This window comes from Thermospira aquatica (assembly GCF_023525255.1).
Taxonomy (GTDB): Bacteria; Spirochaetota; Brevinematia; order Brevinematales; family Thermospiraceae; genus Thermospira; species Thermospira aquatica.
In genome coordinates this window covers 541,481-564,964 of record NZ_CP073355.1, presented here as the reverse complement: position 1 = coordinate 564,964, position 23,484 = coordinate 541,481, and the positions used below count along the sequence as shown (strand labels likewise).

The 23,484-nt window shown below is 44.3% G+C and carries 26 protein-coding genes and 1 pseudogene; 9 read left to right on the top strand and 18 right to left on the bottom strand.

Annotated features, from left to right (window positions below; all coding sequences use genetic code 11):
* Positions 1 to 2 precede the first annotated feature (2 nt).
* Positions 3 to 854 (top strand): sulfide/dihydroorotate dehydrogenase-like FAD/NAD-binding protein, encoded by an 852-nt coding sequence (locus tag KDW03_RS02790; protein WP_271435879.1) that lies wholly within the window; start codon positions 3 to 5, stop codon positions 852 to 854.
* Here the strand turns inward: KDW03_RS02790 and recG are convergent.
* From recG to KDW03_RS02760, 7 genes are all read right to left on the bottom strand, one after another.
* The gene (recG, locus tag KDW03_RS02785; RefSeq protein WP_271435878.1) at positions 836 to 2,899 is read right to left on the bottom strand and encodes an ATP-dependent DNA helicase RecG; all 2,064 of its coding nucleotides are present in this window, start codon (positions 2,897 to 2,899) and stop codon (positions 836 to 838) included. The two genes, KDW03_RS02790 and recG, sit on opposite strands and share 19 nt — an antisense overlap.
* Complete coding sequence (locus KDW03_RS02780) at positions 2,900 to 4,360, bottom strand: hypothetical protein (protein WP_271435877.1); 1,461 nt, start codon at positions 4,358 to 4,360, stop codon at positions 2,900 to 2,902.
* Positions 4,361 to 4,473: 113 nt separating this feature from the next.
* Positions 4,474 to 4,764, bottom strand: a complete 291-nt coding sequence (locus KDW03_RS02775; RefSeq protein WP_271435876.1) for a hypothetical protein — start codon at positions 4,762 to 4,764, stop codon at positions 4,474 to 4,476.
* Positions 4,707 to 5,069: a YraN family protein gene (locus KDW03_RS12330; protein WP_408648338.1), complete on the bottom strand. Its 363-nt coding sequence runs from the start codon at positions 5,067 to 5,069 to the stop codon at positions 4,707 to 4,709. Before KDW03_RS12330 ends, KDW03_RS02775 begins: the two co-directional genes overlap by 58 nt.
* The gene (locus KDW03_RS02770) at positions 5,053 to 6,240 is read right to left on the bottom strand and encodes an HD-GYP domain-containing protein (RefSeq protein ID WP_271435875.1); all 1,188 of its coding nucleotides are present in this window, start codon (positions 6,238 to 6,240) and stop codon (positions 5,053 to 5,055) included. Before KDW03_RS02770 ends, KDW03_RS12330 begins: the two co-directional genes overlap by 17 nt.
* Before the next feature lie 21 nt (positions 6,241 to 6,261).
* Entirely contained in the window at positions 6,262 to 6,513 is a 252-nt protein-coding gene (locus KDW03_RS02765; RefSeq protein WP_271435874.1) for an EscU/YscU/HrcU family type III secretion system export apparatus switch protein, read from the bottom strand.
* Between the two features lie 26 nt (positions 6,514 to 6,539).
* Positions 6,540 to 7,424 carry a hypothetical protein gene (locus KDW03_RS02760; protein WP_271435873.1) on the bottom strand — a complete coding sequence of 295 codons (885 nt, stop codon included), beginning with the start codon at positions 7,422 to 7,424 and terminating at the stop codon, positions 6,540 to 6,542.
* 359 nt (positions 7,425 to 7,783) lie between these two features.
* On the opposite strand from KDW03_RS02760, the gene KDW03_RS02755 reads away from it, so the two are divergent.
* A complete protein-coding gene (locus KDW03_RS02755; RefSeq protein WP_271435872.1) occupies positions 7,784 to 8,983 on the top strand; it encodes a glycosyltransferase in 1,200 nt (399 codons plus the stop codon).
* Between the two features lie 229 nt (positions 8,984 to 9,212).
* Here KDW03_RS02755 and KDW03_RS12520 read toward each other — a convergent pair.
* Positions 9,213 to 9,369: pseudogene (locus KDW03_RS12520) on the bottom strand (IS256 family transposase); the annotation flags it as partial.
* 265 nt (positions 9,370 to 9,634) lie between these two features.
* On the opposite strand from KDW03_RS12520, the gene KDW03_RS02750 reads away from it, so the two are divergent.
* From KDW03_RS02750 to KDW03_RS02730, 5 genes are read left to right on the top strand one after another with little or no spacing between them, the layout of a single operon-like run.
* On the top strand, positions 9,635 to 10,738 hold the full coding sequence (locus tag KDW03_RS02750) for a class II glutamine amidotransferase (RefSeq protein WP_271435871.1): 1,104 nt from the start codon (positions 9,635 to 9,637) through the stop codon (positions 10,736 to 10,738).
* 10 nt (positions 10,739 to 10,748) lie between these two features.
* Complete coding sequence (locus KDW03_RS02745; protein WP_271435870.1) at positions 10,749 to 11,579, top strand: GltB/FmdC/FwdC-like GXGXG domain-containing protein; 831 nt, start codon at positions 10,749 to 10,751, stop codon at positions 11,577 to 11,579.
* Between the two features lie 17 nt (positions 11,580 to 11,596).
* A complete protein-coding gene (locus KDW03_RS02740) occupies positions 11,597 to 13,129 on the top strand; it encodes a glutamate synthase-related protein (RefSeq protein ID WP_271435869.1) in 1,533 nt (510 codons plus the stop codon).
* Between the two features lie 14 nt (positions 13,130 to 13,143).
* On the top strand, positions 13,144 to 13,674 hold the full coding sequence (locus tag KDW03_RS02735; protein ID WP_271435868.1) for a 4Fe-4S dicluster domain-containing protein: 531 nt from the start codon (positions 13,144 to 13,146) through the stop codon (positions 13,672 to 13,674).
* Positions 13,675 to 13,686: 12 nt separating this feature from the next.
* Complete coding sequence (locus KDW03_RS02730) at positions 13,687 to 14,985, top strand: NAD(P)/FAD-dependent oxidoreductase (protein WP_271435867.1); 1,299 nt, start codon at positions 13,687 to 13,689, stop codon at positions 14,983 to 14,985.
* A gap of 38 nt (positions 14,986 to 15,023) precedes the next feature.
* Here the strand turns inward: KDW03_RS02730 and KDW03_RS02725 are convergent, their stop codons facing one another.
* From KDW03_RS02725 to KDW03_RS02690, 8 genes are all read right to left on the bottom strand, one after another.
* Entirely contained in the window at positions 15,024 to 15,683 is a 660-nt protein-coding gene (locus KDW03_RS02725; RefSeq protein ID WP_271435866.1) for a hypothetical protein, read from the bottom strand.
* A 12-nt stretch (positions 15,684 to 15,695) separates the two neighbouring features.
* Positions 15,696 to 15,947, bottom strand: coding sequence for a hypothetical protein (locus tag KDW03_RS02720; RefSeq protein ID WP_271435865.1), 252 nt, complete (start codon positions 15,945 to 15,947; stop codon positions 15,696 to 15,698).
* Complete coding sequence (locus tag KDW03_RS02715; RefSeq protein ID WP_271435864.1) at positions 15,925 to 16,611, bottom strand: hypothetical protein; 687 nt, start codon at positions 16,609 to 16,611, stop codon at positions 15,925 to 15,927. The genes KDW03_RS02720 and KDW03_RS02715 overlap by 23 nt, the downstream gene beginning before the upstream one ends.
* A gap of 32 nt (positions 16,612 to 16,643) precedes the next feature.
* Positions 16,644 to 16,766 carry a hypothetical protein gene (locus KDW03_RS02710; RefSeq protein ID WP_271435863.1) on the bottom strand — a complete coding sequence of 41 codons (123 nt, stop codon included), beginning with the start codon at positions 16,764 to 16,766 and terminating at the stop codon, positions 16,644 to 16,646.
* Positions 16,763 to 16,999, bottom strand: coding sequence for a transposase (locus KDW03_RS02705; RefSeq protein ID WP_271435862.1), 237 nt, complete (start codon positions 16,997 to 16,999; stop codon positions 16,763 to 16,765). Before KDW03_RS02705 ends, KDW03_RS02710 begins: the two co-directional genes overlap by 4 nt.
* Positions 16,981 to 17,349 carry a hypothetical protein gene (locus KDW03_RS02700; RefSeq protein ID WP_271435861.1) on the bottom strand — a complete coding sequence of 123 codons (369 nt, stop codon included), beginning with the start codon at positions 17,347 to 17,349 and terminating at the stop codon, positions 16,981 to 16,983. The genes KDW03_RS02705 and KDW03_RS02700 overlap by 19 nt, the downstream gene beginning before the upstream one ends.
* A 108-nt stretch (positions 17,350 to 17,457) precedes the next feature.
* Positions 17,458 to 17,808, bottom strand: coding sequence for a hypothetical protein (locus tag KDW03_RS02695; protein WP_271435860.1), 351 nt, complete (start codon positions 17,806 to 17,808; stop codon positions 17,458 to 17,460).
* Between the two features lie 109 nt (positions 17,809 to 17,917).
* Positions 17,918 to 18,319 carry a hypothetical protein gene (locus KDW03_RS02690; protein ID WP_271435859.1) on the bottom strand — a complete coding sequence of 134 codons (402 nt, stop codon included), beginning with the start codon at positions 18,317 to 18,319 and terminating at the stop codon, positions 17,918 to 17,920.
* Positions 18,320 to 18,777: 458 nt separating this feature from the next.
* Here KDW03_RS02690 and icd point away from each other — a divergent pair, with 458 nt between their 5' ends.
* Positions 18,778 to 20,007 (top strand): isocitrate dehydrogenase (NADP(+)), encoded by a 1,230-nt coding sequence (icd, locus tag KDW03_RS02685; protein WP_271435858.1) that lies wholly within the window; start codon positions 18,778 to 18,780, stop codon positions 20,005 to 20,007.
* A 2-nt stretch (positions 20,008 to 20,009) separates the two neighbouring features.
* Positions 20,010 to 21,434, top strand: coding sequence for an adenylosuccinate lyase (gene purB, locus KDW03_RS02680; RefSeq protein ID WP_271435857.1), 1,425 nt, complete (start codon positions 20,010 to 20,012; stop codon positions 21,432 to 21,434).
* Here the strand turns inward: purB and KDW03_RS02675 are convergent.
* Together KDW03_RS02675 and KDW03_RS02670 are read right to left on the bottom strand one after the other, a co-directional pair.
* A complete protein-coding gene (locus tag KDW03_RS02675; RefSeq protein ID WP_271435856.1) occupies positions 21,424 to 22,452 on the bottom strand; it encodes a CapA family protein in 1,029 nt (342 codons plus the stop codon). The genes purB and KDW03_RS02675 overlap by 11 nt on opposite strands.
* 91 nt (positions 22,453 to 22,543) lie before the next feature.
* Positions 22,544 to 23,110 (bottom strand): ATP-binding protein, encoded by a 567-nt coding sequence (locus KDW03_RS02670; protein ID WP_408648349.1) that lies wholly within the window; start codon positions 23,108 to 23,110, stop codon positions 22,544 to 22,546.
* Positions 23,111 to 23,484: the final 374 nt, after the last annotated feature.

Sequence of the window (23,484 nt, the reverse complement as noted above, 5' to 3'; positions counted from 1 at the left end):
GTATGGTGATTGATGAGATTGTTTCCCATGAGTCTGTGGCACCAGGTGTCTTTCGGCTTTCTTTTTATGAACCGAGGATTGCTTCTCATGCAAAAACAGGTCAATTTGTGATAGTTATTCCTTTGGAAACGGGAGAGAGGATTCCTCTTACCATCAATCGGGCGGACCCCAAAACAAATATTATTACTCTGGTGTATCAGGTAGTGGGGAAAACGACGGTACTTTTGTCCACCTTGCAGCCAGGTCAGAAACTCCATGCAGTTTTGGGACCTCTTGGCAAACCTTCTCATATTGAAAAACTCGATAAAACCGTTGTCCTGGTATCGGGAGGGCTGGGAGCAGCCATTATTTTACCGGAAATGTATGCTTTTCGAGCCGTTGGCACTCTTGTTGTTTCTGTTATTGGGGCCAGAACCGAGGATCTTCTCCTTTTTCGCGATGAGTTTGAACGTCATTCTGATCGTGTGTTGATAGCGACCAATGATGGTTCCTGTGGTGTCAAGGGGTTTGTGACGGATGCCCTGGAGACCTATTTACAGGAGCATGCTTCTGAGGTCGCTTTTGTCAAAGCCATTGGTCCGAACAGGATGATGGAAGCCGTAACAAAAATAGCCGCAAAGTATAATCTTCCAACCTATGTGAGTCTGACTTCAATCATGGTTGATGGGACAGGAATGTGTGGCTCGTGTAGGGTTTCTATTCATGGAAAAATTTACCATGTTTGTGTGGATGGTCCAGAGTTTCTTGCAGAGGGGATAGATTTTACAGAACTTGAGAATCGAAACAAACGTTTTCAAGAGATGGAGAAAAAGGCTTACGAAACGTGGTGTCAGTGTCAGCCAGAACGAAGGTAATCGAGCGGTAAAAACCTCAAAATTCCTTGTACAATGCCCTGGTGTTTAGGAAGGGTAAGTTGTGGGTCGTAACTGATAATCCGTCTAGCGTCCTCAGTACACATTGCAAGGAAACGGTGATCGTACAGATTGGCCACCTTGAGTTCGGGAAGACCTGATTGTCGTACCCCGAGAATTTCTCCAGGTCCTCGTTGTTTGAAGTCTGCCTCTGCAATTTCAAAACCATCTTCCGTACGGCACATGATTTCCATTCTTTCCTTCCCCTCGGGGGTAATATCCTCTTCAGTAACCAGAAAACAAAAACTTTGGTGTCGTCCTCTTCCCACGCGGCCACGGAGCTGGTGAAGTTGTGAGAGTCCGAATCTCTCTGCCGATTCAATGACCATCACTGTGGCGTTGGGGACATCAATACCCACTTCTATCACAAGGGTTGAGACAAGGATAGGGGCTCGCCCCGAGCGAAAGCTCTCAAGAGAGACCATCTTGTCTTCTGTGGACATTTTTCCATGAAGGAGAACAGCTGAAAAGGGTTTGAACCACTCCCTGATTTGATGATAGTAGTGTTCAAGACTTTTTAATTCGAGTTTTTCCGAAGCCTCAATGACGGGATACACAAAGAAAGCCTGTCTTCCCTGTTCGAGTTGTTTTCTTATAAATTCACGCATCTGGTGGTATTCGGAAGGGCGGATCCAGTGTGTACGAACAGGAAGACGGTCGCTGGGTTTTTGTCTGATGATGGAGATATCAAGGTCACCATAGAGGGTGAGAGCAATGGTACGAGGGATAGGGGTAGCGGTCATGACAAGCATGTCTGGATGATTGCCTTTTTTTGCCAGTGCAATACGTTGTTCCACTCCAAATTTGTGCTGTTCATCAAAAACCACCGTTGTTAAATCAGAAAAAACCACATCGGGTTGCAAAAGGGCATGTGTGCCCACAATGAGCGCAATATCTCCACTCTTCAGACGAGCAAGGATATTTTTCCGTTCGGCGAGCGTGGTACTCGAGGTAAGAAGGGCAACATCTACCCTGTCTTTGACCATCCGAACAAGATTTTCATAGTGCTGAAACGCCAGGGATTCTGTAGGTGCTAAAAGTGCGGCCTGATGATGATTTTCGGCTGCCAGAAGCATCGCAAAAAAAGCCACCACAGTTTTTCCTGCTCCTACATCTCCCTGTAAGAGACGGTGCATCGGATGGGGAGAACAGAGATCGTGAAAAATCTCTTCCATGGCTTTTTTTTGGTCATTTGTCAGAGCAAAGGGAAGTTCACCTATGAGAGCATCTGTTTTCTCTCTCTTTTGATAGCGGGCTGGCTTGGTATACGAGGAGACAGCCCTTCGTTTTAGCTGGATAGCAATCTGTATCCCAAAGATCTCTTCATAAGCAATACGGAGACGAGCACGATATAAAAGCTTCTGATCAGTCGGAAAGTGTATCTCCCTGTACGCCTCTTCTTTTGTGAGAAGTTTATGTCCTGTAACAGCATAGACGGGGATCTCATCCTCCATCTGGGGAAGATAACTGTCAAGCAGTTTCTTAAGAATCGTGTGAAACTCTTTGAGAGAAAGTTCTCCAGGCAATCGGTAAATGGGGAAAATCCTGCCAAAATTCTTGGGTTGAACATTCTCCTGATAAGGCTCGAATTCAAAACTTGATGTCTGGATTTCATTGTACTTCATGGTAAACTGAGCATAAATCCAGTACTTTTCCCCAATACGAAGATTTTTACTCAGATACGGTCTATGAAATCCTACAAGAGCAGCCCGCATCGTATCATCCTGGATGATGATCTTGGGGTGTCGTTTATTTTGAAAGTAAATATGATCGTGTTCTATTACACGTACAATTGTTGTCACTGGTTTTTGCCATAAGAGGCTTTTTTCAATAGAAGCAATTTCCTTGCGATCCTCGTAACGGAATGGGAAATAGGTTATCAGATCATAAACACTTTCAAAGCCAAATTTTTGAAGAATTCTTTTTTGTCGGTTCGTGATAAAATCGAGACTTTCTAAAGAACATGAACGAAGGTCACCAAGGTACATTTACTTGCCCTGAGACATCCGATAACTGAGCTCGTTTTTGTAGAGTTTGTCATAATAGTAACCTCTTTTGCTGAGGTCCTCTTTGAGCTTGTCGGGGAATGGAACATATCGCCAGAAAATAAACCGCACATCATTGTCTGCGAGTTTCTGAATACCCTCGCTTTCTTTGGTCATCCAGAGGATATAATCATTGATGAAATTGAGCTTGATATCCCCTTTGATCTTGTTAGAAGAGATATATTCGTAGTATTTCCCCGAGAGTCCTTCATCCATCCAGTGATAACCGGCAAACTCTTTGGCGACCTGCCAGCGAAAATCTCCCATAGCCATAACGATCGAAAACATGGGGTTTTTACTGAAGATAGGGATAGCGACGCGTCCTTTACTCGTTGCTTTGTTATAACGATCATAGGGTTCCCAGCACATCCCATAGGTTCCATAACCCGGCACAAGGATCACGTACGGTGGGACACGGTTGGTATGCTGACGAAAGGTACGCTGAAAAAGAGTATAATCAAGCTCTTCTACCTGACGAAGTCTTTCGAGCGTCTTGAGCTTAAAATTAAAATCCCGAGTTTCTCTTGGCATCATCGTGCTGGAGAGGGCAGGAAAATGATTCCCCTGTCTTCCCACTGTCATCTTGATCATCTGACGGATGGTATTCAGTTCGTTTTCGGCGGTGTGTTTATCCACCGTGTAGGTGATCTTTTCGTCTACTTCCATGTTAAGTTCTTGCTGAACCTTTTCAAGCTCCTCGTAGTGTTTGGCATAAGAGTTTTTGGTAACGACAAGCTCTTTGTCAGCTTTTTTGAGGTCCCGGGCAAGTTCAAGGAGATCGTCGAGGCTTTTGAGTTGGGACTCGGTGTAGGTATCAGGGAGATTGAGGAGTGGTTCGGTGGTATGTTGAATAATCTGAGCTACCATGCTCTGGAGATTTTCTTCAAGTATACGGCGTCTCTCAAGGGCAGATTGATAAACGTTGCGTTCGGCTTCGAGAGCTCCTGTCATACGCTCAAATTTTGCCTGCATGGCATCGTCTTTTTTTTGAGCGCTTGTTTTAGGGCGTTCATCAGTCATACTGGGTTTGATATTGCCGGAGAGGACCTCGATAAGCCACTCATCAACGTAAAAAACACTATTATCGGGATCATGTTCTTCAAACGGAAGAGAAAGGATGAGTTTTTGATCTTCCGGTTGGAGATACCGGAGATCGAGAATTCCATATCGGATAAAGAGGCGTTTTTCTTTTGGGGTGTTGGGACTCATTTTCTGGCCAATGGCATAGTAGAGGTTCCAGATAGCGTTGGCAAAACGATCGCGAAAAACAGTTTTCCGTTCTTTATCTGTCTCTGTTTCGTATTGCTTTTTGAGGGAGAGAAGGTTTTCTACAATTTCACTGTCCTCACCTGCAAGTACCTTTTTGAGAAAACTGTCCGGCAAACTATCGTAGAGTCTACCCATACGATTTCTCCCTGATTATTTATCTTTCCCCTTTGATAGTATAGACTATCTTTGTGAAAAAGTCAATACTTTAACTGAAAAAATGTTTTTTTAAAAAAATGAAAAAAGAATGATTATTTATCCTTTTGTTCCAGATAACCTTCGAGAAGGGCCTGGCTAATATTTTCGGCGAGTTTATCAATAGCAAAGCGGATGTAATTTGGGTCATGGATCTTTTGTCGCAAAACATTCATTCTCTCTTCAGAAAGAGAACTGGAGTTGGTCTTGACAATCAATCGGTGAAAATTTTTCCGTTTTTGGGTTTTGATGATAATATCATCAAAACCGGCCAACGTCTCCGTTGGTTCTACACGAACTCCTTGTGGTGTCTCAGCTGGACACCCTTTTTGCTTCGTATGAGCCATATTACATCCACCCGCATCTCTTGAAATGATACTGTGTTTTCTTCTATATATTTTTCGGCTGTTTTCAAAATTCGTTTAATTTTTGTAGGAGAAACGGCATATTCTATCCAGGACAACTGTGAGGCTTTCCGGCTTTTTACCTCAATCAGGAGGAGTGTTTGATTTTCTCGAGCAATAATATCGATTTCTCCTGTTTTCGTTCGATAATTTTGGGCGAGAATTTCTACGCCCTGACTTTTGAGATAACGGACAGCCTCTTCCTCGGCCCATTTGCCTAGTGTGGAATGGTTAACTGAGGGAAGCATTGTTCTCTGATTGGATCTCACTGGAATAAACAACCTTGACGATGTAGAGATCTGTTTCTTTGGCAAGTCGAATAATCTCTCCATCCTCGACGGTATCCCCGAACTCGTCTCGGACTATCTTCACCGTAGGACGAAATGGGGAAACACTGTCGGAAGCAACGACACGAGCTATACATTTGTTGTTAAGCTGTACATAGCTTCCTACAGGATATACGGACATAAGTGAGAGGAAAACCTTTAAGATTTCAGGGTCAAACTTTCGAGAGCCTTCACCGAGGATGAGTCTCATGGCATCGTAGGATTCTTTCTTTTCACGGTAGGATCGCTTTTTGGTGAGAGCCTCGTAGGTGTCTACTATAGCCATAATGCGACTCATTTCAGAGATTTCCTGTCCTTTGAGGTGTCGGGGATAGCCTGTGCCATCAAAGCGTTCATGGTGTTCCAGGCCCACACGGGCGATCTCCACAGGCAAACTGAGTTCACGGGCGATAATTTGATAACTATGAATGGGATGGGTTTTGATCTGATTAAATTCTTCCGGGGTAAGCTTTTCCTCTTTCTCAACAATGTATGCCGGGATTTTCAGCATTCCAATATCAAACAACAGAGCTGCCATGGTGAGGTTGATGAGTTTGACAGCGGAGTATCCCAGTTTTTTGCCTAAAAGAAGCGCAAGAATCGTCGTATTGATAATGTGAAGAGAAAGATAATCCCCTCGACCAGCCGCATTGATGAGATTAATCCAGACCTCTACTTTTTTTTCAGCCATGATGGTGTTGACAAATTCATGAGCAAGTTGTTGAAGCTGATTGATGTCAAGACTCTCTCCTTTTTTGTACCTTTGATAGAGGTTATTGATTTTGGTGACGGCATTTTTGTAGAATTCGATGTGTTTTGCCGCATCTTTGTCTATAATAACCTTTTTTTGAGCGTCTGTTTCCGTTTGAGTTGGGTGTTTTTTGGGGTGGATTTTGGATTCATCAACTACTTCAACAAGTTCTCCTGCTGTACTCACCTCTGTGATGCCACGGTTGTACAACATGCCAATTGTGGCTCGATCCAGGGGTTTCCTTGCTGGCAGGATGATATTGTAATTGCTGTCAAAAAGAGATTTGTCAAAAATCATGCCCGGCCGCAGGTCAGAGAGGGGGATACGTCTCATCTCTGGCATATAAGCTTTCCTTGGTTTTTTTTATTTTTTGCTCTTTAAAGCATACACGAAACTGAAAATTTCTGCAACTATTTGATAGAGTTCCGGGGGAATTTCTTCATTTTGTTTGAGACGATAGAGAGATTCAAGCAGCTTATCATTTTTGTAAATGGGCACGTGATTTTTTTGGGCGAGTTCAAGGATGTATTTTCCTACCTCTCCTTCTCCCTTGGCAAGGATTTTGGGGGCAGCATCCATTTCTGGTTCGTATTTGAGGGCAACAGCTTTATTCATTTTTTACCTCCTTCGATGTATATCGGTTATACATACAGGTTAATACCTCGCATGGATGGTTCTTCCTCTGAGAGAAAAAACTCCCACGGGTTTTCCCATGGAAAAATTTTGACGTTTACACGCCGGGGGGTGATCATGTTCCATCGTTTTTCGCTCTCTTGAGCCCACTTTTCGAGATCGTCTTTATAAACCTCCCATATTCCAGGATCCATACGTATCCCCACAGTAATTGCTTGCTCTGTCCATTCGAGAAGCACATACCATCGCCCCAATGTCGCCTCTTCAATCAGAAAATAAAGGGTGTTTTTTTCTTTTTGATGACGGGCAAGGGCTAACGTGTTCTCCCATCTCACACAAAAAAGAAGAGAGCGTACCCATGGGGCTTCTCCAAAGATTTCTATAAGCCAGAGGGGAATATTTCTCTCCGAAGAAAACAGTTTTTTAACCTTTTCGGCGGTATCGGGAAATTCTTCGTCAGGCATGGAGGAGAAGATCCATGATGTGAGATGTCTCAAGAAGTCTGCGCTTTCTTCGGACAGAATAAATCCCTGGCGCATCGCCTCCAGTATCCAGTTTATCGTAGCGCTATCGTATCGTCTTGAAAGGCTCACGAGTTGCTGAAGAAGGGATTGCTTGAGAGGAAGGCCATGTTTGGTTAAAGTGTATGCCCATGGAAGGTATTCCTCCCACGGTGAGAGTCCCATGAGAACGAGATGTTCTTTTACCGTAGCGAGGAGATTGCGCTTTTCATGGAGGGAAAGACGTTCTTTTTGTTCTAACCATCCAAGGGGCGTAAGTTTTATGGTTGCACCATGCTCACTCTCTACAATCTCAGCCAGGGCGAGAAACTCGTCTCCCACCGGTTCGGTTGTACGCGCAAGTGTTTCCATTTGATTCACCCTGATTCGCAAGGTATCTTCCCTTCGTTCTATAACCTGTACATGAACAATCCGACTTTGTATCGATTGTTCTTTTTCGGATAAAACAATATGACTTACCGTAATCATAGTTATTATAAGATATCGGAATTTTTGGAGAATTCATAAGAAAAAGAAGAAATAGTTTTTTTGTATTTTAGAGTTTTTTTGCTGAATACGCTCAAAAGAGACAATTTTTACCCTTTTATGTGTTTGAGCTTTCCAGACGGGGGAAAGAAACCACCATTTTTTCTGCTGACAGGTATTTTTTCAGCGTATGGTTCTTCTTTTTGCTATTTTCTCCTTGCTTTTTTTTTCTTTTCTCTGTATGATAAAAATACAAGGAGGAGTCTATGAATATTGCCCTTTTCCTTGATTGTTTTACCCCGATGAAGAATGGAGTTATTACTTCTGCCCTACAGCTAAAGGAAGGTCTTGAAAAAAAGGGGCATCATGTTTGTATTGTTTCTGTATTGGTGAAAGGCTATGAGAATAAGGATCCGGATGTTCTCCTTATTCCCCAGCTTGAGCTTGATTTTGGATCGAAGCAGGGGTTTGGAGCAGCCCTGGTCAACAACAAGAAGGTTATTAATTTTCTGAAGGAACACAAGGTAGAACTTATCCACTCTCATACCGAGTTTATGGTAGGACTTGCGGCTAAACACGCTGCCAGAAAACTGGGTATACCCCGGATCTCGACTACCCATACGATGTGGGAGATGTACAGCAACTATTCTTTCATTCTCGGGATGAAATCTATCTGGAGAACGTATTTCCGCTTCTATATGAAAGGCACGAGTGTGATTGTAGCGCCTTCCATTAAAGCAAAAAAGTACGATAACCTTGTGGTACCAGAAATTCCTGTGCAGATTATTCCCAATGGTATCGATATGGTAAAGTTTAAACAAAAACCCATGACTCAAGAAGAGCTGCACGATCTTCGGAAGCGATATTCGCTTTCTCCTGAGGACAAGATTCTTATCTTTGTTGGTCGTATTGGACCGGAAAAACGAGTAATTGAGCTTTACCACGCCATGGAGCCGGTGATGAAAAAACACAAAAATGTGAAAATGGTGTTTGTTGGGGATGGTCCGGCTCATGAAGAGCTTCAGAAGCGTGCCAACGATTTGGGTTTGGCAGGGCAGACAGTTTTTACCGGTTTTGTTGACTGGAAGGAGGTGTACCGCCTGTACTCTATCGCGAATCTTTTTGTGACAGCTTCGCTTTCGGAGGTTCACCCTATGACCCTTATTGAGGCTGCGATCTGTGGTGTTCCCTCTGTTGCCCGAAGAGACGATAGCTATCTCGATCTCATTGAAGAAGGGAAAAACGGCTATATGGCGGATACCGACGAAGCCATGACCGCGATAGTTGAAGACCTCATCACGGATGAAAAAAAGCTGAAGCTTTTCTCTGAAGAGGCGCTTCGTATTTCCTCGAAGTTCAGTGCCGAGAACCATGTCAACCGTATGGAAAAACTCTACAAGAAGGTTCTCGAGCTTTATCCAGACAATCTGAATGAACTCTGGGATGAACATCTTCTTGATAAATAAAGGAGTGTCTTGTCGCTATTTTGAGTGCTGACGTGTGTGACAACGAGGGAAGTTTGGGGTTTAGGGATACTCCGGCTTCCCTTATGTGAAAAATTTTCTCTGCGTAGGTGTTGGTGCAAAGGAAGAGATCAGGTCTTTTGCGTTTTCCCTATTTTTCGTCTCTCTGGTTACATATAAAACTTATTCTTGTATTATGGTGTTCTCATTGTGTCAAGAAAATTGTGTCTGGTCATACGGTAACCTCCTTGTGAATATTTTCTCTTATGCATGAGTGTTGCTCATAGTAAAGCTGAAAATAGTACTCCCAATTTTTTTAACATTCTTTTCAAAAACTTCTCATTTTGACACCTTAATAACGGGTAAAGATATTTCTCAGCTGCGGCTTTCCAAGTTTTTGGAACACGTATGGCTGTAAGCTCGCCAAATTTGGTGTGAATAGCTCTATATTCTTCGTGGTAGTCATATCTTGCCTCCTGTGATGGTTTTATTATTTAATTATCACACATGTGATTATCTTTTGTCTATCACACACAATGAAGTATACACTCTAGACGTTCTTTTTTGTAGAAACAATAGGAAAAAATTTGCAATATTTGCTTTTTCCCTTTATCCTGTATGCCCTTTCATTTTCAGAAGGTAAGGAGAGAAAATATGCCCTATACCTATGAGGACGTCATCCCCTATGGGGAAAAAGACACATCCGGTTGTGGACTCATCGGGTTTATTCACCGCGATGGACGCAAGGAGGATGGAAACAATATTATCCGTGCTATTGAGCACATGAGGGAGCGCGGAAATGGACTTGGTGGCGGCTTCGCTGTGTACGGGCTGTATGAATCCTACAAGGATCACTATGCCCTGCACATGATGTACGACAACAATGAGGCTCGCAAGGAGACGGAGAGTTTTATCAAGTCTTCTTTTGCCATTGATCTGGAGGAACAGATCCCTACCAGACCCAACAAGAACATCACCAATCCCCCTCTCTTCTACCGTTATTTCTGTAAGATACCTGAAACCTATCTTCAGTTCAAAGAAGCGGATGATTATGTGCGAGAGAAGGTTATTGCTATCAATAAGTATATCAACGGGGCTTTTGTTCTCTCAAGTGGAAAGAACATGGGTGCTTTTAAGGGAGTAGGAGAAGCCCATGATATTGGGGATTTCTTTCGCCTCGATGAATACAAGGCGCACACGTGGATAGCGCATAGTCGCTTCCCGACAAATACCCCTGGATGGTGGGGAGGGGCCCATCCCTTCACAATGTTGAATTACTCGGTGGTTCATAATGGAGAGATTTCTTCGTATGGTATCAATCGCCGTTATCTTGAAAGTTTTGGGTACGAGTGTTCGATGAGAACAGATACCGAGGTTGTGGCGTATGGTGTTGATCTTCTCCGGCGCCGACATAAACTTCCCTGGAAGGCTGTGGCATCGGTGTTTGCCTCAAAGTTTTGGAAGGATATTGATAAGCTTTCTCCTGAGGAACGTGATCTTCATATTCGGTTGCGGTCTTCTTATGGAGGTCTCCTTTTCAATGGTCCTTTTGCTTTTATCATTGGGTTTGAGGGGGGATTTATGGCTATTGCAGACCGTGGTAAATTGAGACCGATGGTGGTTGGGTACAAAGGAGATTCAGTCTATGTATCCAGTGAAGAGGCTTCCATCCGGTTGATTCAACCCGATCTCGATCGCATCTGGCATCCACGAGCGGGTGAACCTGTGTTTGCTTTTCTCAAAGGCTACGAAGAATAAGGAGAAAACCATGAAAGTTATAGATGCAAAAAATCTCCACTACAGGGAACTCAACACCCTTGTCTATGAGGCAGTACAGAATGGCGAAAAGCACATTCGTATTGACAATGTTTTGGGGCAGCGTTTCATTGGTGATGGTCTTCGAGGGGAGGATATTCTTATCGAAGTGCATGGCACACCGGGAAATGATCTCGCTGCTTTTATGAATGGTCCCACTATTCGTGTGTATGGAAATGCTCAGGATGGTGTTGGAAATACGATGAATGCCGGAAAAATCTTTATTCATGGTGATGCCGGGGATGTGCTTTTTTATGGGATGCGGGGTGGAGAGGTCTATATCAAAGGCGATGTTGGTTATCGTGTGGGTATTCACATGAAGGAGTATATGGACTTTATTCCCAAGGCGGTTATTGGTGGGTGTGCGGGAGACTTTTTTGGCGAGTATATGGCCGGAGGGGTGCTTGTTCTTCTCGGCTTGAACACATCCAGGGGTGATGCTCTTACAGGAGATTATCTCTCTACGGGTATGCATGGTGGACGCATTTATATCCGGGGTAAAGTCGATCCCTCAACCCTGGGGAAAGAGGCTAAGCCTTTTGATATTGACAGTGAGGATGAGAAGATCCTGAAACCTCTTCTTGAAAACTTTTGTAGAGAGTTTGGCTATGATATGAAAGAGATTCTCAAGGTGCCGTTTACCAAACTCATTCCGGTGAGTAAGCGTCCCTATGGAAAACACTATGTACCAGGGTGGCATACGCTCACGAATCGAAAACAGCTGGTGCCTTCATCATACGAGGACAACGGGTATCCCTATACTCGATCTGTCCGTGATCGTTAAGGCAGAGGAGGAAAAGCATGCTTTATCAGCCAATTGTTACGAATTTCTACGATTTTCGTGTTGTTCGCGATCAGGACCGTTGTATCAAATGTCAGGGTTGTGTGACCCAGTGTTCCTTTGAGGCAAACTTTTGGGATCCTGATCGGGAGAGAATAGATTCTATTCACAGTAAATGTGTGGGATGTCATCGATGTGAGGCCTATTGTCCTACGGATGCGATTTCTATTCAGCCAAATCCAAGCGCTTTTCGTTCTCATGGTTACTGGTCCAAGCGCGAGATTCGCAATATCTACCTCAATGCAGAGAGTGGTGCGATCGGTCTTACCGGTATGGGAAACGATATGCAGACCCAGCCTGTGTATTTTGATAGGATGCTTTTTGATGCCTGTCAGGTGACCAACCCTTCTATCGATCCCCTTCGTGAACCGATGGAACTTCGTACGTATATGGGCAACCGTGGGCGAGAGGTGAATGTCTCTCGTGATGCCAACAAAGTAGAACTTACAACAAAACTTTCTCCTCTTATGAAACTGGATATTCCCATCATTTTTGGTCCAATGTCATTTGGTTCAATTAACCTCAATGTACAAAAAGCTTTGGCTGCTACCGCTCAGGCTTATGGAACATACTGGAGTACAGGAGAGGGGGGGCTGCATCGAAGTCTCTACAAGTATGGGCCCAATACCATTGTTCAGGTAGCCTCAGGGCGTTTCGGTGTTCACGAGGAGTATCTCAAAGCAGGTGGAGCGATAGAGATCAAAATTGGGCAGGGAGCAAAACCAGGTATTGGTGGACATCTTCCTGGAGAGAAGGTGCTTGAAGAGATCTCTAAGACGCGTATGATTCCGGTGGGAAGTGATGCTATTTCTCCTGCGCCCCACCACGATATTTATTCGATCGAGGATCTTCGTCAGCTTATCTATGCCCTCAAGGAGGCTACCCGTTATGAGAAACCGGTAAGTGTCAAGGTGGCTGCCGTGCATAATATTGCAGCCATTGCTTCAGGGATTGCCCGGGCAGGGGCCGATGTGATTGTTGTGGATGGGTACCGTGGAGGAACGGGTGCCACACCAACCATTGTTCGTGAGCATACGGGTATCCCCATCGAACTTGCTATTGCCGTCGTTGACGACCGTCTTCGTCAGGAGGGTATACGTGAAAACGTAGGTCTGGTGGCTGCGGGAGGTATCCGAAGCGCCGCAGATGCGCTCAAGGCTATTGCTCTCGGTGCAGATGCTGTGTATGTCGCTAGCGCAGCGCTCATTGCTGTTGGGTGTACAATGTGTCAGCAGTGTCATACTGGCCGCTGTGCATGGGGTATTACCACCAACGATCCCTTCCTGGCAAAACGACAGAACCCTGAAATCGCCACCGAACGTGTTTCCAACATGCTTCGTGCCTGGCAGATTGAGATGAAAGAGGTTCTCGGAAGTATGGGACTGAATGCCATTGAGAGCTTGCGTGGAAATAGAGAAAGACTCCGGGCTGTTGGTATGACCAAAGAAGAAATGGAAGTGCTGGGTCTGAAAATGGCCGGTATTGGTATGTAATCGAGGAGGAAGCTGTGAAAAGAGTTTATCCGAGAGAAGAGTACTGTGTTGCCTGTCACCTTTGTGAGGTGGCCTGTATTCTCGAGCATTCAAAATCGAAAAATATCTTTGTGGCTTTTTCGGAAAAGCCCAAGGTAAATTCCAAAATAGAAGTCCAGATGCGCGGACCCCTTTCTTTTTCTGCTAACTGTCGTATGTGTGAACATGCCGAGTGTGTGGAGGCTTGTCCCGTGGGCGCGATGTGGCGCTATGATGATACAGGACTGGTGAAAGTTGATCAGGAACGCTGTATCGGATGCTGGATGTGTATTATGGCTTGTCCTCAGGGTTCCATTACTACCCGCGTAGATAAAGAGCTTGGCTTGCGTGTCTCAGACAAGTGTGATCTTTGTGAGGGACGTGCAGAGGGACCAGCGTGTGTGCAGGCCTGTCCCAATGATGCCCTGGTTTTTGAGGACAGGGATGAAAAGCTTCCAAAAGAAACACCGCTGCGGGGCTCTTACCATGAGTATGTTGCTGGTGAAGACCTTAACCTCATCGACTAAGGAGAAAAGCGTATGATCAAAGCAAAATATCTCACGATTGGGTATTCAGCGGGAGCTATCGGAATGATAGAGGCTATCCGCCAATATGATAAAGATGGTACTATCATGACTCTTACGAAAGAGCCTTACGTGGCTTATGGAAGACCAGCCATTGTAGACTACGCCATGGGAAAAATAGATGATGATGGGATCTTTTACCGTGGCAAGTCCTACAGTGAAATGCGAAATGTTAAGGTTCTTACCAATGCAGAAGTGGTAGCTATCCAGCCAAAATCCAAGACAGTGAAACTTGCTTCAGGTGAGGAGATAGGCTATGAGTATCTCCTCATTAACACAGGAGGAAAACCCATCAGTCCTCCCATGCCCGGCAAGGAGCTTGATGGAGTAATGCACTTTTTTACTCTTGATGAAGCAAAAGTCATGCGTGAACAGGTATTAAAACGTGGTGCAAAGAAAGCAGTGGTGATCGGTGGTGGGCTTATTGGTCTGAAGGCCACGGAAGCCCTTGTTCATCTTGGGGTAGAGGTTACTATGGTAGAGTTGGCTCCTATTATTTTGGGGCGAGCTCTTGATCCGGTAAGTTCTCGTCTCATGGCAGAGAAGATGCAGAAACATGGAGTAAAGATCTACACCAATGCCAGTGTCACAGAAATTCTTGGCGACAATCGTGTTCGTCAGGTTAAACTCTCCACAGGGGATGTGATAGATACCGATCTTGTGTACATCTCTATTGGGGTTACACCGGAGACCAAGCTTGCTGAAGAGGCTGGTATTACGGTGAACCGTGGTATTGAGGTAAATCGATTTATGCAAACCAATCTTCCGGATATTTATGCAGCGGGGGATGTGGCCAAAGGGTACAACTTTCTTACGAAAGAAAACATGGTTATCGCTATCTGGCCGGTGGCTCGCAAGATGGGGTATTTTGCCGGGCTTTCAATGGTGGGGAAACCCCTTGAGTATGATGGGTCTATTCCGATGAACTCTTTGTACTTTGAGGATCTGTACACCATTTCCTATGGAGAAACCAATCCTCAAAATCCCGCCGACTATGAGATTTTAGAGAAACTCTATGATGATGGAGTGACGTACCGCAAGTTTGTCATAAAGGATAATCGTATCATGGGAGCGGTTTTTGTAAACGATATTACCCGAGCAGGCATTGTGAAAGGATTGATTTACGAGGATATCCCGGTTTCCAAGTACAAAGATAAGCTTCTCCGTCGAGATTTTTCATTTGTAGACCTGCCCAAAAGTTACCGTGCTTTTGTTTACGGAAAACCTTTTAAAGAACTTCTTGCAAAAGAATAAAAAAAGAGGCTGTCTGATGACAGCCTCTTTTTATTATGTTAGAATCTATAGCCTATAGTCCCTTCAAACGATAACATGGAACTATTGATATGCTGGATGAGGCGATTAAAACCAGTGTTATAACCTACCGCGGTGGTAAAGACAATATTTTTGAGAACATACGTTTCAAAGCCTATACCACCTCCCCCTCCCAGGGTATAGTCGTTTCCACCCTCTGATTCTACAAAATATCCTGCTATGGCACCTGCATAGATAAAAAATCGTCCTTCCAGAGAAATGGCAGGATGAGCGAAATCGCTTAGAAACCATTGAGCAAAAAAGCCTCCAATCAAGAAACCAGAAGATTTACCATTCCAGTCTCTACTTGTGTAAAATGGGAGAAAAGAAAGTTGCCAGCTAAAGGCTTTTCCCACATATTGGCGATAACAGAGCCCCGCACCTGAAGACATCCCCCCATGGAAACCCAGCATATGGCGAAAGGTGGTTTCCTCTGTGTTGATTTTGGTGTTCTCTGATGCTTGAGAAGAGGAGGGAGTGTTTTCCTGGTCGGTTGCGGTTGTTTCTGACAGAGGGGTGGATCCATTCGTTGATACTGTAGGATCGTTGGTATTTGTTTCGAAAGAAGTCACCACACTTTCAGTCCAGCCTATACTTATGGCCAAAAAACATACAAGAATAAAAGAAATATATCTTTTCATGGTTTCCTCCTTTTAAAAAAGATAGCCGGCAGAGACTTCAAAAGTAAAGTTCACATCTACTCTTGTTTCTTTGTTATTTTGCAATACCGCAAAGAAAGCATATCCTCCCCCGAGGGTATAAACAAAGTGGTCATAAAGAATTACCTCGATACCCGGGCCTCCTCCAAGAGCAAATCTATAGGATTCGGTTGTATGCCATTCTCCATTTTCATAACCCAACTTGCAACCTAATGCTCTAAAACTAAGATGTATCAAGGCTTTCATTTTTTCGATTCTCCCTTTTAGGTAACACGGATTTTTTCTGAAAGAAGGGACATTCCTTATAGTTCAGGGCATGATATATCTCCCTTACACGAACGATGGGTTTACTGCATTTCTTTATGTAAATCGTCCTCCCTGTCCTCGTCTTCATCTCACTGGTAATAAGCTTCTGCGTGTTCATCCTCCTGACTATATTACTCCAATCATCTCTTATCCCCTTCGCCTTGAGCTTTTGCCTTATGGTGTTTACAACCATATACGCAAGGATACTCCCATAGATGTGTGCCTCTGAATAGATGTCTTTTTGATGAAACACTGGTCTCATCTTCAGATCACTCTTCAATACCCTGAATGTTCCCTCTATCTCCCTCAATGTGTTGTATATCTTCCATATCGTCTCTTCATCTTCCCCCTTGAGGGTGGTGCGGATAAAGTATGCCCCAGGCACCTTCACTCCTTCCACCCTCTTCCACTTAATCTCCGTCGCTATCCCATCCTTCTCCTTTATCTTCACCTCGTACAGACGGTTCACCGAGGGGTATCTCTCTTTTAACCTCCCAAGCCTCTCATATACCTTCTCTATCCTCTTTATCCCTCCCTTCCTCTCTATCCCCCGCTTGATAGACTCCAGCCCCTCTTCATACCTCTTTGAGAGTTCCTCTTCCATGCTCTGCTCTTTGAGCGCCTTCCCCTTGCTCTTTATATACAAAACCTGTCTTCATATCCTTCAACTTCTACCCATTGGGCAAAAATCTCATTGCCTCTCCTGTCTGTAAGCCTTCTGCCCTTCTCCTCTATCTCAGCTATATGACGGTCTTTCATCTTCGCAAGGGATACACATACATAGTCCCTCTTTTGCTCCGTAACATCCTGAGATTCTCCTCAGTGGCTATCCCTGCATCTATTACTATCACAGGACAGTGACCCTCCGAAGGATATCGCTCCTCCATGTCTTTAATAGTCTTCTTCAAAGTCTTACTGTCCCTGATGTTTCCTTCATAGATATGGCTGTATCGGATGAAACCCATCGTGTCTGTCACCAATCCCAATGCCATAAGCTTTGCATCATTACGCCTCTCTTTGCTCCGACCAAACCTCGCCTTCTCACTATCCCTCTTCTCCCCTCAAAATAGAGATTCGTTAGATCATAGAGTATTATCTTGTCTTGCGGTGTAAATAACTCCCCAGTGCGTCTGGCCATCCATCGATCTATCTCCTCTTTGGCTTGATAAAGCTTTCGGCTCACTTTGTAAAGATGGTGCCTGCTTACACGCCCAGGCTCTACCCCATAAAGTTCACTTAACCCACTGTTTTCCTTCAGCCATTCCTCTGTCTTGTGCTCAGAAGCAGGAAATACCGCACGGGCAGTTATGTATATCATCGCCATCTTAATCCATCTTCCCACCCAATTCACCCAGAAAATATCTCGATAACCCTAACTCCTCAAGTGCCTGCCTGCATAACCACTCAGCACCAACCTCACGAGCATCATTATGCTCAAGACTGTTTACATCTACCTCCTGATAGTCATGAGACCCTCATCTGCTGCCTCTGTGCTTAGGGATTCCTTTGGTATATCCAGTAACCCCTTGTTTATGATAATTCTGGCATAATGCTGAGCAAGGTTTTCTATCTTTTCAGGTATCTGTGAAACAAAAAGGGAAGGCCTCTTGTAAACAATCTGTTCAATCCTGTCAGCAAGAACTTTATGGTCTGATCTATCAGGAAGTTCTTCGAGCTTACCAAGGTTGAGAATATTTCTATGTCTTACAGTATTACCGAGGCGATAACTCTCACAGAGGCGGTAGTAGGTATACCGTTTACCAGTCTTTCTGTTAGGTATGGATATAGGTTTAACGAACATGAGTAGAGTATAGCATAGGAGTGGCAGTAATGTCAAGTAGAAACTATTATTTAGGGACTACATACTAATTTCCAGAAACGATATTCATAAAAATCAAGGGGTTAAGAGCTTAAGATAACCCAAATTGGAGGATTTTTGGGGTAAAATGTTGCAAGTTGGGATAAGAACCCCCTTTTTGATACTGGATACTTCCTCCAGCCCAGAGAAACAATTGCCCTTTCATAGAGCTGGTGTTAAGCTGGGTAAAATGCAAGAAAAGTTGTTCCATGTTTCCAAAAGAGAAAAGAAAAGAGGGTTCGCTTGCAATCGTAGGATCATTCATGTACATAGGGTAAAAACTTACCTGCCAGGAAAAATTGGTTCCCACATAATGCCGGTAAAACAGTCCCCCTGCCGTTGAGAGGCCATAATGATGTCCTAAAAGGTGAGAGTAATTTGTCTTTGACCAGGTGATTGACAATCCTGTCAGACTCAACACCAAAAAAGTAAACAACAAAGGTTTTTCTTTCATATCTTCCTCCTTTTTGTATAGGTTAGAATAGTGGTCTCTTGTATCTTTTGTAAAATTATAGCAGGAAGTCCCTGTATCTTCTGGAAAGTTAGCCAAGCCAGAGATTTTGGGATTTCACTTGTTGTCGCTTAAGGGAAAACGAGCTTTGTGAATGGAGAAAAAGAGTTTTCCCTTTCAGGACAATATTATCATACCTTTTGCGAGCAAAAATGTCAATAGGCATTTGTCACAATTTTTACAAAACGATCATTTTTTGGGGATACGAGGAATTTTTGACAAAAGACAAAGGTTCTACGATGAGCTTCATTGTCTTTTTGGTAAAAAGAGGTCTTCTTGATCTCAAAAACGTTTTTCTCGAATCTACTGGAACAACCCTTACAATAGTCTCATCTTTTCGCTTTCTTGCAAAAAATCTCTTTTTGCTTCATCATATTGGGCAATTTTTAAGGAGGAAGGAGATGGCATATCAGAGAATTTCCGTTCCTGTGGAAGGAGAGAAGATAACGGTACAAAATAATACGCTGGTAGTTCCTGATACTCCTATTATTCCTTTTATTGAAGGGGATGGGACAGGTCCGGATATATGGCGTGCCTCGCAGTATGTTTTTGATCAGGCTGTAGCCAGAGCTTATCATGGTCGGAGGAAGATAGTCTGGATGGAGGTGTACGCGGGAGAGAAGGCTAATCAACTGTATGGAACCTATCTTCCGGATGAGACGGTGGAGGCTATTCAGGAGTATTATGTAGCTATTAAGGGACCCCTTACGACCCCTGTAGGGGAGGGCTTCAAAAGTCTCAATGTCACGCTACGACAGGTGCTAGACCTTTATGCGTGTATCCGTCCTGTAAAATACTATCAGGGGACTCCTTGCCCTGTCAAAAATCCTGAAAAGGTAGATATGATTATCTTTCGTGAAAACACCGAGGATGTTTATTCTGGGCTTGAGTGGGCTATGGATACTGCCGAGGCAAGAGATATTATAGCCTATATTGAGAGCAGGACAGGGAAAAAGATTCGTCCTGACTCAGGGATCGGTATTAAGCCCATGAGTCGGTTTGGAAGTGAACGCATCATGAGGAAGGCTCTTGAATACGCGATTGCCAACCATCGAAAATCTATCACGATTGTTCACAAAGGCAATATCATGAAATACACCGAAGGGGCTTTCAAAAATTGGTGTTACGAACTTGCCAGGCGGGAATTTGGTGACAAGATCATCCTTGAATCCGAGCTTACCGGTCCAACAGACAGGATCGTGATCAAGGACAGGATAGCTGATAACATGTTTCAACAGGCACTGCTCCGTCCTGATGAATACGATATCCTTGTGACGATGAACCTCAATGGGGATTACCTCTCGGATGCAGTGGCAGCGCAGGTTGGGGGACTTGGTATGGCACCCGGTGGAAATATTGGTGACTTTTACGCAGTTTTTGAGGCAACACACGGGACAGCTCCAAAATATGCAGGGCTGGACAAAGTCAATCCGGGTTCGGTGATTCTCTCCGGGAAGATGATGCTTGAGTATCTTGGCTGGATTGAGGCGGCTCAACTGATTGAACAGGGACTTCAGAAGACTATTGCCAGTGGCGTTGTCACCTATGATCTTGCCCGCCAGATGCCTGGCTCACGTGAGGTAAAGACCAGTGAGTTTACCAAAGCTATCGTGGAAAACATGGAGGGATAGTCATGGCCGTGTATCAAAATCCCCTGGAGACCCGATACGCTTCGAAGGAAATGCTGGAAATCTTCTCCGAAGAAACGAAATTTCTTACGTGGAGAGATTGCTGGATTGCTCTTGCCGAGGCAGAGAAAGAGCTGGGACTTCCTATAACCGATGAGCAAATAGAAGATCTCAAAAAGAACCGCGAAAATCTTAACCTGGAGCGTGCACGGGAGATTGAAAAGGAGATTCACCATGATGTGATGAGCCATATCCGTGCTTATGGTGAAGTTGCTCAGAAAGCTGCGGGAATTATTCATCTTGGAGCGACCTCGTGTTTTGTCACTGACAACACGGATGTGATTCTTTATCGGCGTGCCCTGAAACTCGTCCGTAAACGCCTGGTGAGTGTGATACGCACCCTGCGCACTATGGCATGGGAGTACCGAAAACTTCCCGTTTTGGGGTACACGCACCTTCAACCCGCGCAACCTACCACCCTGGGAAAACGTATCAGCTTATGGTTGTATGATTTCCTCCTTGATCTTGAGGAGATTGAGTACCGTATGGAGAAACTGATGCTTCGAGGTGCGAAGGGAACAACGGGGACTCAGGCAAGTTTTATGGAGCTTTTTGATGGTGATCGGGAAAAGGTGCGAAAACTTGATCATCTGGTAGCTCAAAAGCTTGGTTTTGAGAAAGTGGTGCCCGTTTCCGGGCAAACCCTGACAAGAAAGTTTGATGTTCATATCCTTCAGCTTCTCTCCAACATCGCGACGACAGCTCACAGGGCTTGTAACGATATTCGCCTCATGCAGCATTCCTGGCAGGTTGAGGAACCCTTTGACAAGAAGCAGGTTGGATCTTCGGCTATGCCTTACAAAAGGAATCCTATTCTTGCTGAACGCATTACCGCGTTAGCTCGTTATGTGATCAATGATGTTCAAAACGCCTCCTACACCTATGCTAATCAGTTTCTTGAACGGACCCTGGATGATTCTGCCAATCGTCGTATCTCTATGGCAGAAGGGTTTCTTGCCATTGATGCAATTTTGATCCTGTGCCAAAGGCTTTTTTCAGGGCTAAAGGTCTATCCTGAAGTGATACATAAGATCATGATGCAGAATCTTCCTTTTTATGCAACAGAGAATATTCTGATGGAGGCTGTTAAAAGGGGAGGGGACAGACAGAAACTTCACGAGGTGATTCGTGAGTATGCCATGCAGCAGGTTGCAGCCGTTCGTGAGGGACGGGAGTTTGACATGCTTCAAGCAATGAAGGAGTCAGGACATTTTCCCATACCAGAGGAGATCTGGGCGAGGATACGCGATCTCTCCCAGTATGTAGGAAGGGCGCCCTGGCAGGTTGAGGAGTTTATTGCTGAACATGTAGACCCTGTTTTGTCTCGGTATTCCAACGAAGAGGATATTCCGGCTGAAATCAGGGTTTAGGGACAACTCTCCAGAACGGCACCCAGGATTTTCGTTCTTTCTGGAGGATCCAGTTGCTTCCCAGCAGAGAAGAACGAGAGGTAACCAGCTGGTAAACCTCCTCTTCTTCTTTTCCACCGGCTATGATAGGCTGAAGAGTCGTGGAAAGCCGGTAGATGGGAATGAGGTAGGGATGGGTGATGATGGTGGTGTTTGTCTTTTGGAGATCGAGTACTACCGCGAAAGCGGCGCGAGCTTCTTTGATTTCCCATTGGGGGAAAAGAAAGTTTCCCACACTGTAAAAGATAGGTTTGCCTTTGTAGATCTCCAATCCCTGGATAAGGTGAGGATGGTGACCTATAATAGCGTCCACGCCGGCATCGATAAGAGCGTGCGCATGAGAGATTTGTTCATCGGCAAGCGGAGGGGCAACGTATTCCCATCCCCAGTGAACAAAAAAAATGAGATAATCCACCTCTTTTTCCAGATGGGTGACCAGAGAGAGAATCCGTTTCCATCTCAGGCCAGCAGTTCCTGGACGTTTATCCGTAGCGAGGAGCTCTTCAGGCTTCTGGAATCCCGTACAGAGGATGGCAAGAGTGATGTTTTTTTGGGTGAGTATGAGAGGACGGCTGGCATCCTGCCAGTTACTCCCTGCTCCGGTGAAAAGAATGCCATACTCCTGGAGATGTTTTCTCGTGGCGAACATCGCTTCTGCTCCATAGTCCATTGCGTGGTTGTTGGCAAGAGACACGATATCGACACCAGCATTGGTGAGAAAACGAAGAACCTCAGGGGGGCTGCGAAAAACATGGGTTTTGGTTTGAGGAGTACCGTTGGTGGCGATGGTAGTTTCAAGATTGACAATGGCAATGTCTGCCTCTCTTATGATTCTTTTCACATACAAGAGAGGATCAATGTCTCTTTCTACAAGATTGGTAATGGAGCGTGAAAAATTGACATCTCCTGCCAAAAAAATCCTTACAGCACTTTCTCGGGGGTATGAGGATGGATCAGAGGATTCTATGGTACTGGTCATTGAAACACCCAGGATAGAAAATATTCCAAGAAAAAAAAGCCTTTTCCCCGGAAAGGAAAAGGCTTTTTTTCTTTTTTTACACGTACTGTTTTTACACATACTTTCGGTATTCCGCATTGTCGGGGAAGTATCGAACGGCGACACAACGATTTCCCCGCTGGTTGTAAAGAAAACCACCGTTCCAGTATTCGAGAGCGGCGAAAAGAGCGTTTCCACCGTCCATTTCTGTTGATTCTGGACCTTTCCACGCAATGAGATCGGCAAAATGCTCAAAGTCCTGGGTTACCAGACAGATAGTTCTATCTATAGCAAATTGATTCCATTCGTTCATTAAAGGAAATCCATTGCCCTCGTCTTCCACAATGACCTTTGCCCGTTTGTTAAAGTCAAACCATACTTTGATCTTTTTATTTGGATCCATTTTGTTTCCGTGTTCGATACCATTTTTGACGATTTCACTGATCTGCTGTTCGAGCAGGTTTACTTCCTTGTAGAGATCAGGCGCGTATTGGATGATATAAGAAGTGTACGCTCTTACCTTGGAGAAGTCACTTGGAAACTCTTTATAGTACATGCCATGGGTGTTAAAGAGTGCATGGCTATCGTCTACTTTGGCGAGTTGTTTCACCTGGATTTCTCGTCCATCTTCGAGTCTCATGATGATAGTATTTTCGTTTTTTCGTCCAATAATCTCATATTTGTAGAGACTTTGAGACATGGAAGTCCTCCCCAAAAAAGTTCCCTACTAGTATCGGCGTTTAACTTTTATATCTTAAATAGTATACTGCTTTTTTTTCTTTATGTCAACAAAAATTGGGGTACTTGCAAAAAATACAACAAGGAAACACGTGGGGCTTCCTCTAAGGTTATGATTATTTCATTTTTCTTTTGAAATTTTTTTCTGAATAGAATAAAAATGGGGGTGTTTTTTATTGAAGTTTTTTAAATAAACTTTTTAATTTTTGACATAAAAGAGAAACGTGATTATAATGTCTGTATTGGGGCTTTTTTATTTTTTTAAACATTTTACGG

Bases quoted from the DNA above. Each gene is read 5' to 3' on its own strand.
- KDW03_RS02790 (WP_271435879.1), top strand. From the start codon at position 3: ATGGTGATTGATGAGATTGTTTCCCATGAGTCTGTGGCACCAGGTGTC.
- recG (WP_271435878.1), bottom strand. From the start codon at position 2,899: ATGTACCTTGGTGACCTTCGTTCATGTTCTTTAGAAAGTCTCGATTTT.
- KDW03_RS02780 (WP_271435877.1), bottom strand. From the start codon at position 4,360: ATGGGTAGACTCTACGATAGTTTGCCGGACAGTTTTCTCAAAAAGGTA.
- KDW03_RS02775 (WP_271435876.1), bottom strand. From the start codon at position 4,764: ATGGCTCATACGAAGCAAAAAGGGTGTCCAGCTGAGACACCACAAGGA.
- KDW03_RS12330 (WP_408648338.1), bottom strand. From the start codon at position 5,069: ATGCTTCCCTCAGTTAACCATTCCACACTAGGCAAATGGGCCGAGGAA.
- KDW03_RS02770 (WP_271435875.1), bottom strand. From the start codon at position 6,240: ATGCCAGAGATGAGACGTATCCCCCTCTCTGACCTGCGGCCGGGCATG.
- KDW03_RS02765 (WP_271435874.1), bottom strand. From the start codon at position 6,513: ATGAATAAAGCTGTTGCCCTCAAATACGAACCAGAAATGGATGCTGCC.
- KDW03_RS02755 (WP_271435872.1), top strand. From the start codon at position 7,784: ATGAATATTGCCCTTTTCCTTGATTGTTTTACCCCGATGAAGAATGGA.
- KDW03_RS02750 (WP_271435871.1), top strand. From the start codon at position 9,635: ATGCCCTATACCTATGAGGACGTCATCCCCTATGGGGAAAAAGACACA.
- KDW03_RS02745 (WP_271435870.1), top strand. From the start codon at position 10,749: ATGAAAGTTATAGATGCAAAAAATCTCCACTACAGGGAACTCAACACC.
- KDW03_RS02740 (WP_271435869.1), top strand. From the start codon at position 11,597: ATGCTTTATCAGCCAATTGTTACGAATTTCTACGATTTTCGTGTTGTT.
- KDW03_RS02730 (WP_271435867.1), top strand. From the start codon at position 13,687: ATGATCAAAGCAAAATATCTCACGATTGGGTATTCAGCGGGAGCTATC.
- KDW03_RS02725 (WP_271435866.1), bottom strand. From the start codon at position 15,683: ATGAAAAGATATATTTCTTTTATTCTTGTATGTTTTTTGGCCATAAGT.
- KDW03_RS02720 (WP_271435865.1), bottom strand. From the start codon at position 15,947: ATGAAAGCCTTGATACATCTTAGTTTTAGAGCATTAGGTTGCAAGTTG.
- KDW03_RS02715 (WP_271435864.1), bottom strand. From the start codon at position 16,611: ATGGAAGAGGAACTCTCAAAGAGGTATGAAGAGGGGCTGGAGTCTATC.
- KDW03_RS02710 (WP_271435863.1), bottom strand. From the start codon at position 16,766: ATGAAAGACCGTCATATAGCTGAGATAGAGGAGAAGGGCAGAAGGCTT.
- KDW03_RS02705 (WP_271435862.1), bottom strand. From the start codon at position 16,999: ATGGCATTGGGATTGGTGACAGACACGATGGGTTTCATCCGATACAGC.
- KDW03_RS02695 (WP_271435860.1), bottom strand. From the start codon at position 17,808: ATGTTCGTTAAACCTATATCCATACCTAACAGAAAGACTGGTAAACGG.
- KDW03_RS02690 (WP_271435859.1), bottom strand. From the start codon at position 18,319: ATGAAAGAAAAACCTTTGTTGTTTACTTTTTTGGTGTTGAGTCTGACA.
- icd (WP_271435858.1), top strand. From the start codon at position 18,778: ATGGCATATCAGAGAATTTCCGTTCCTGTGGAAGGAGAGAAGATAACG.
- purB (WP_271435857.1), top strand. From the start codon at position 20,010: ATGGCCGTGTATCAAAATCCCCTGGAGACCCGATACGCTTCGAAGGAA.
- KDW03_RS02675 (WP_271435856.1), bottom strand. From the start codon at position 22,452: ATGACCAGTACCATAGAATCCTCTGATCCATCCTCATACCCCCGAGAA.
- KDW03_RS02670 (WP_408648349.1), bottom strand. From the start codon at position 23,110: ATGAGACTCGAAGATGGACGAGAAATCCAGGTGAAACAACTCGCCAAA.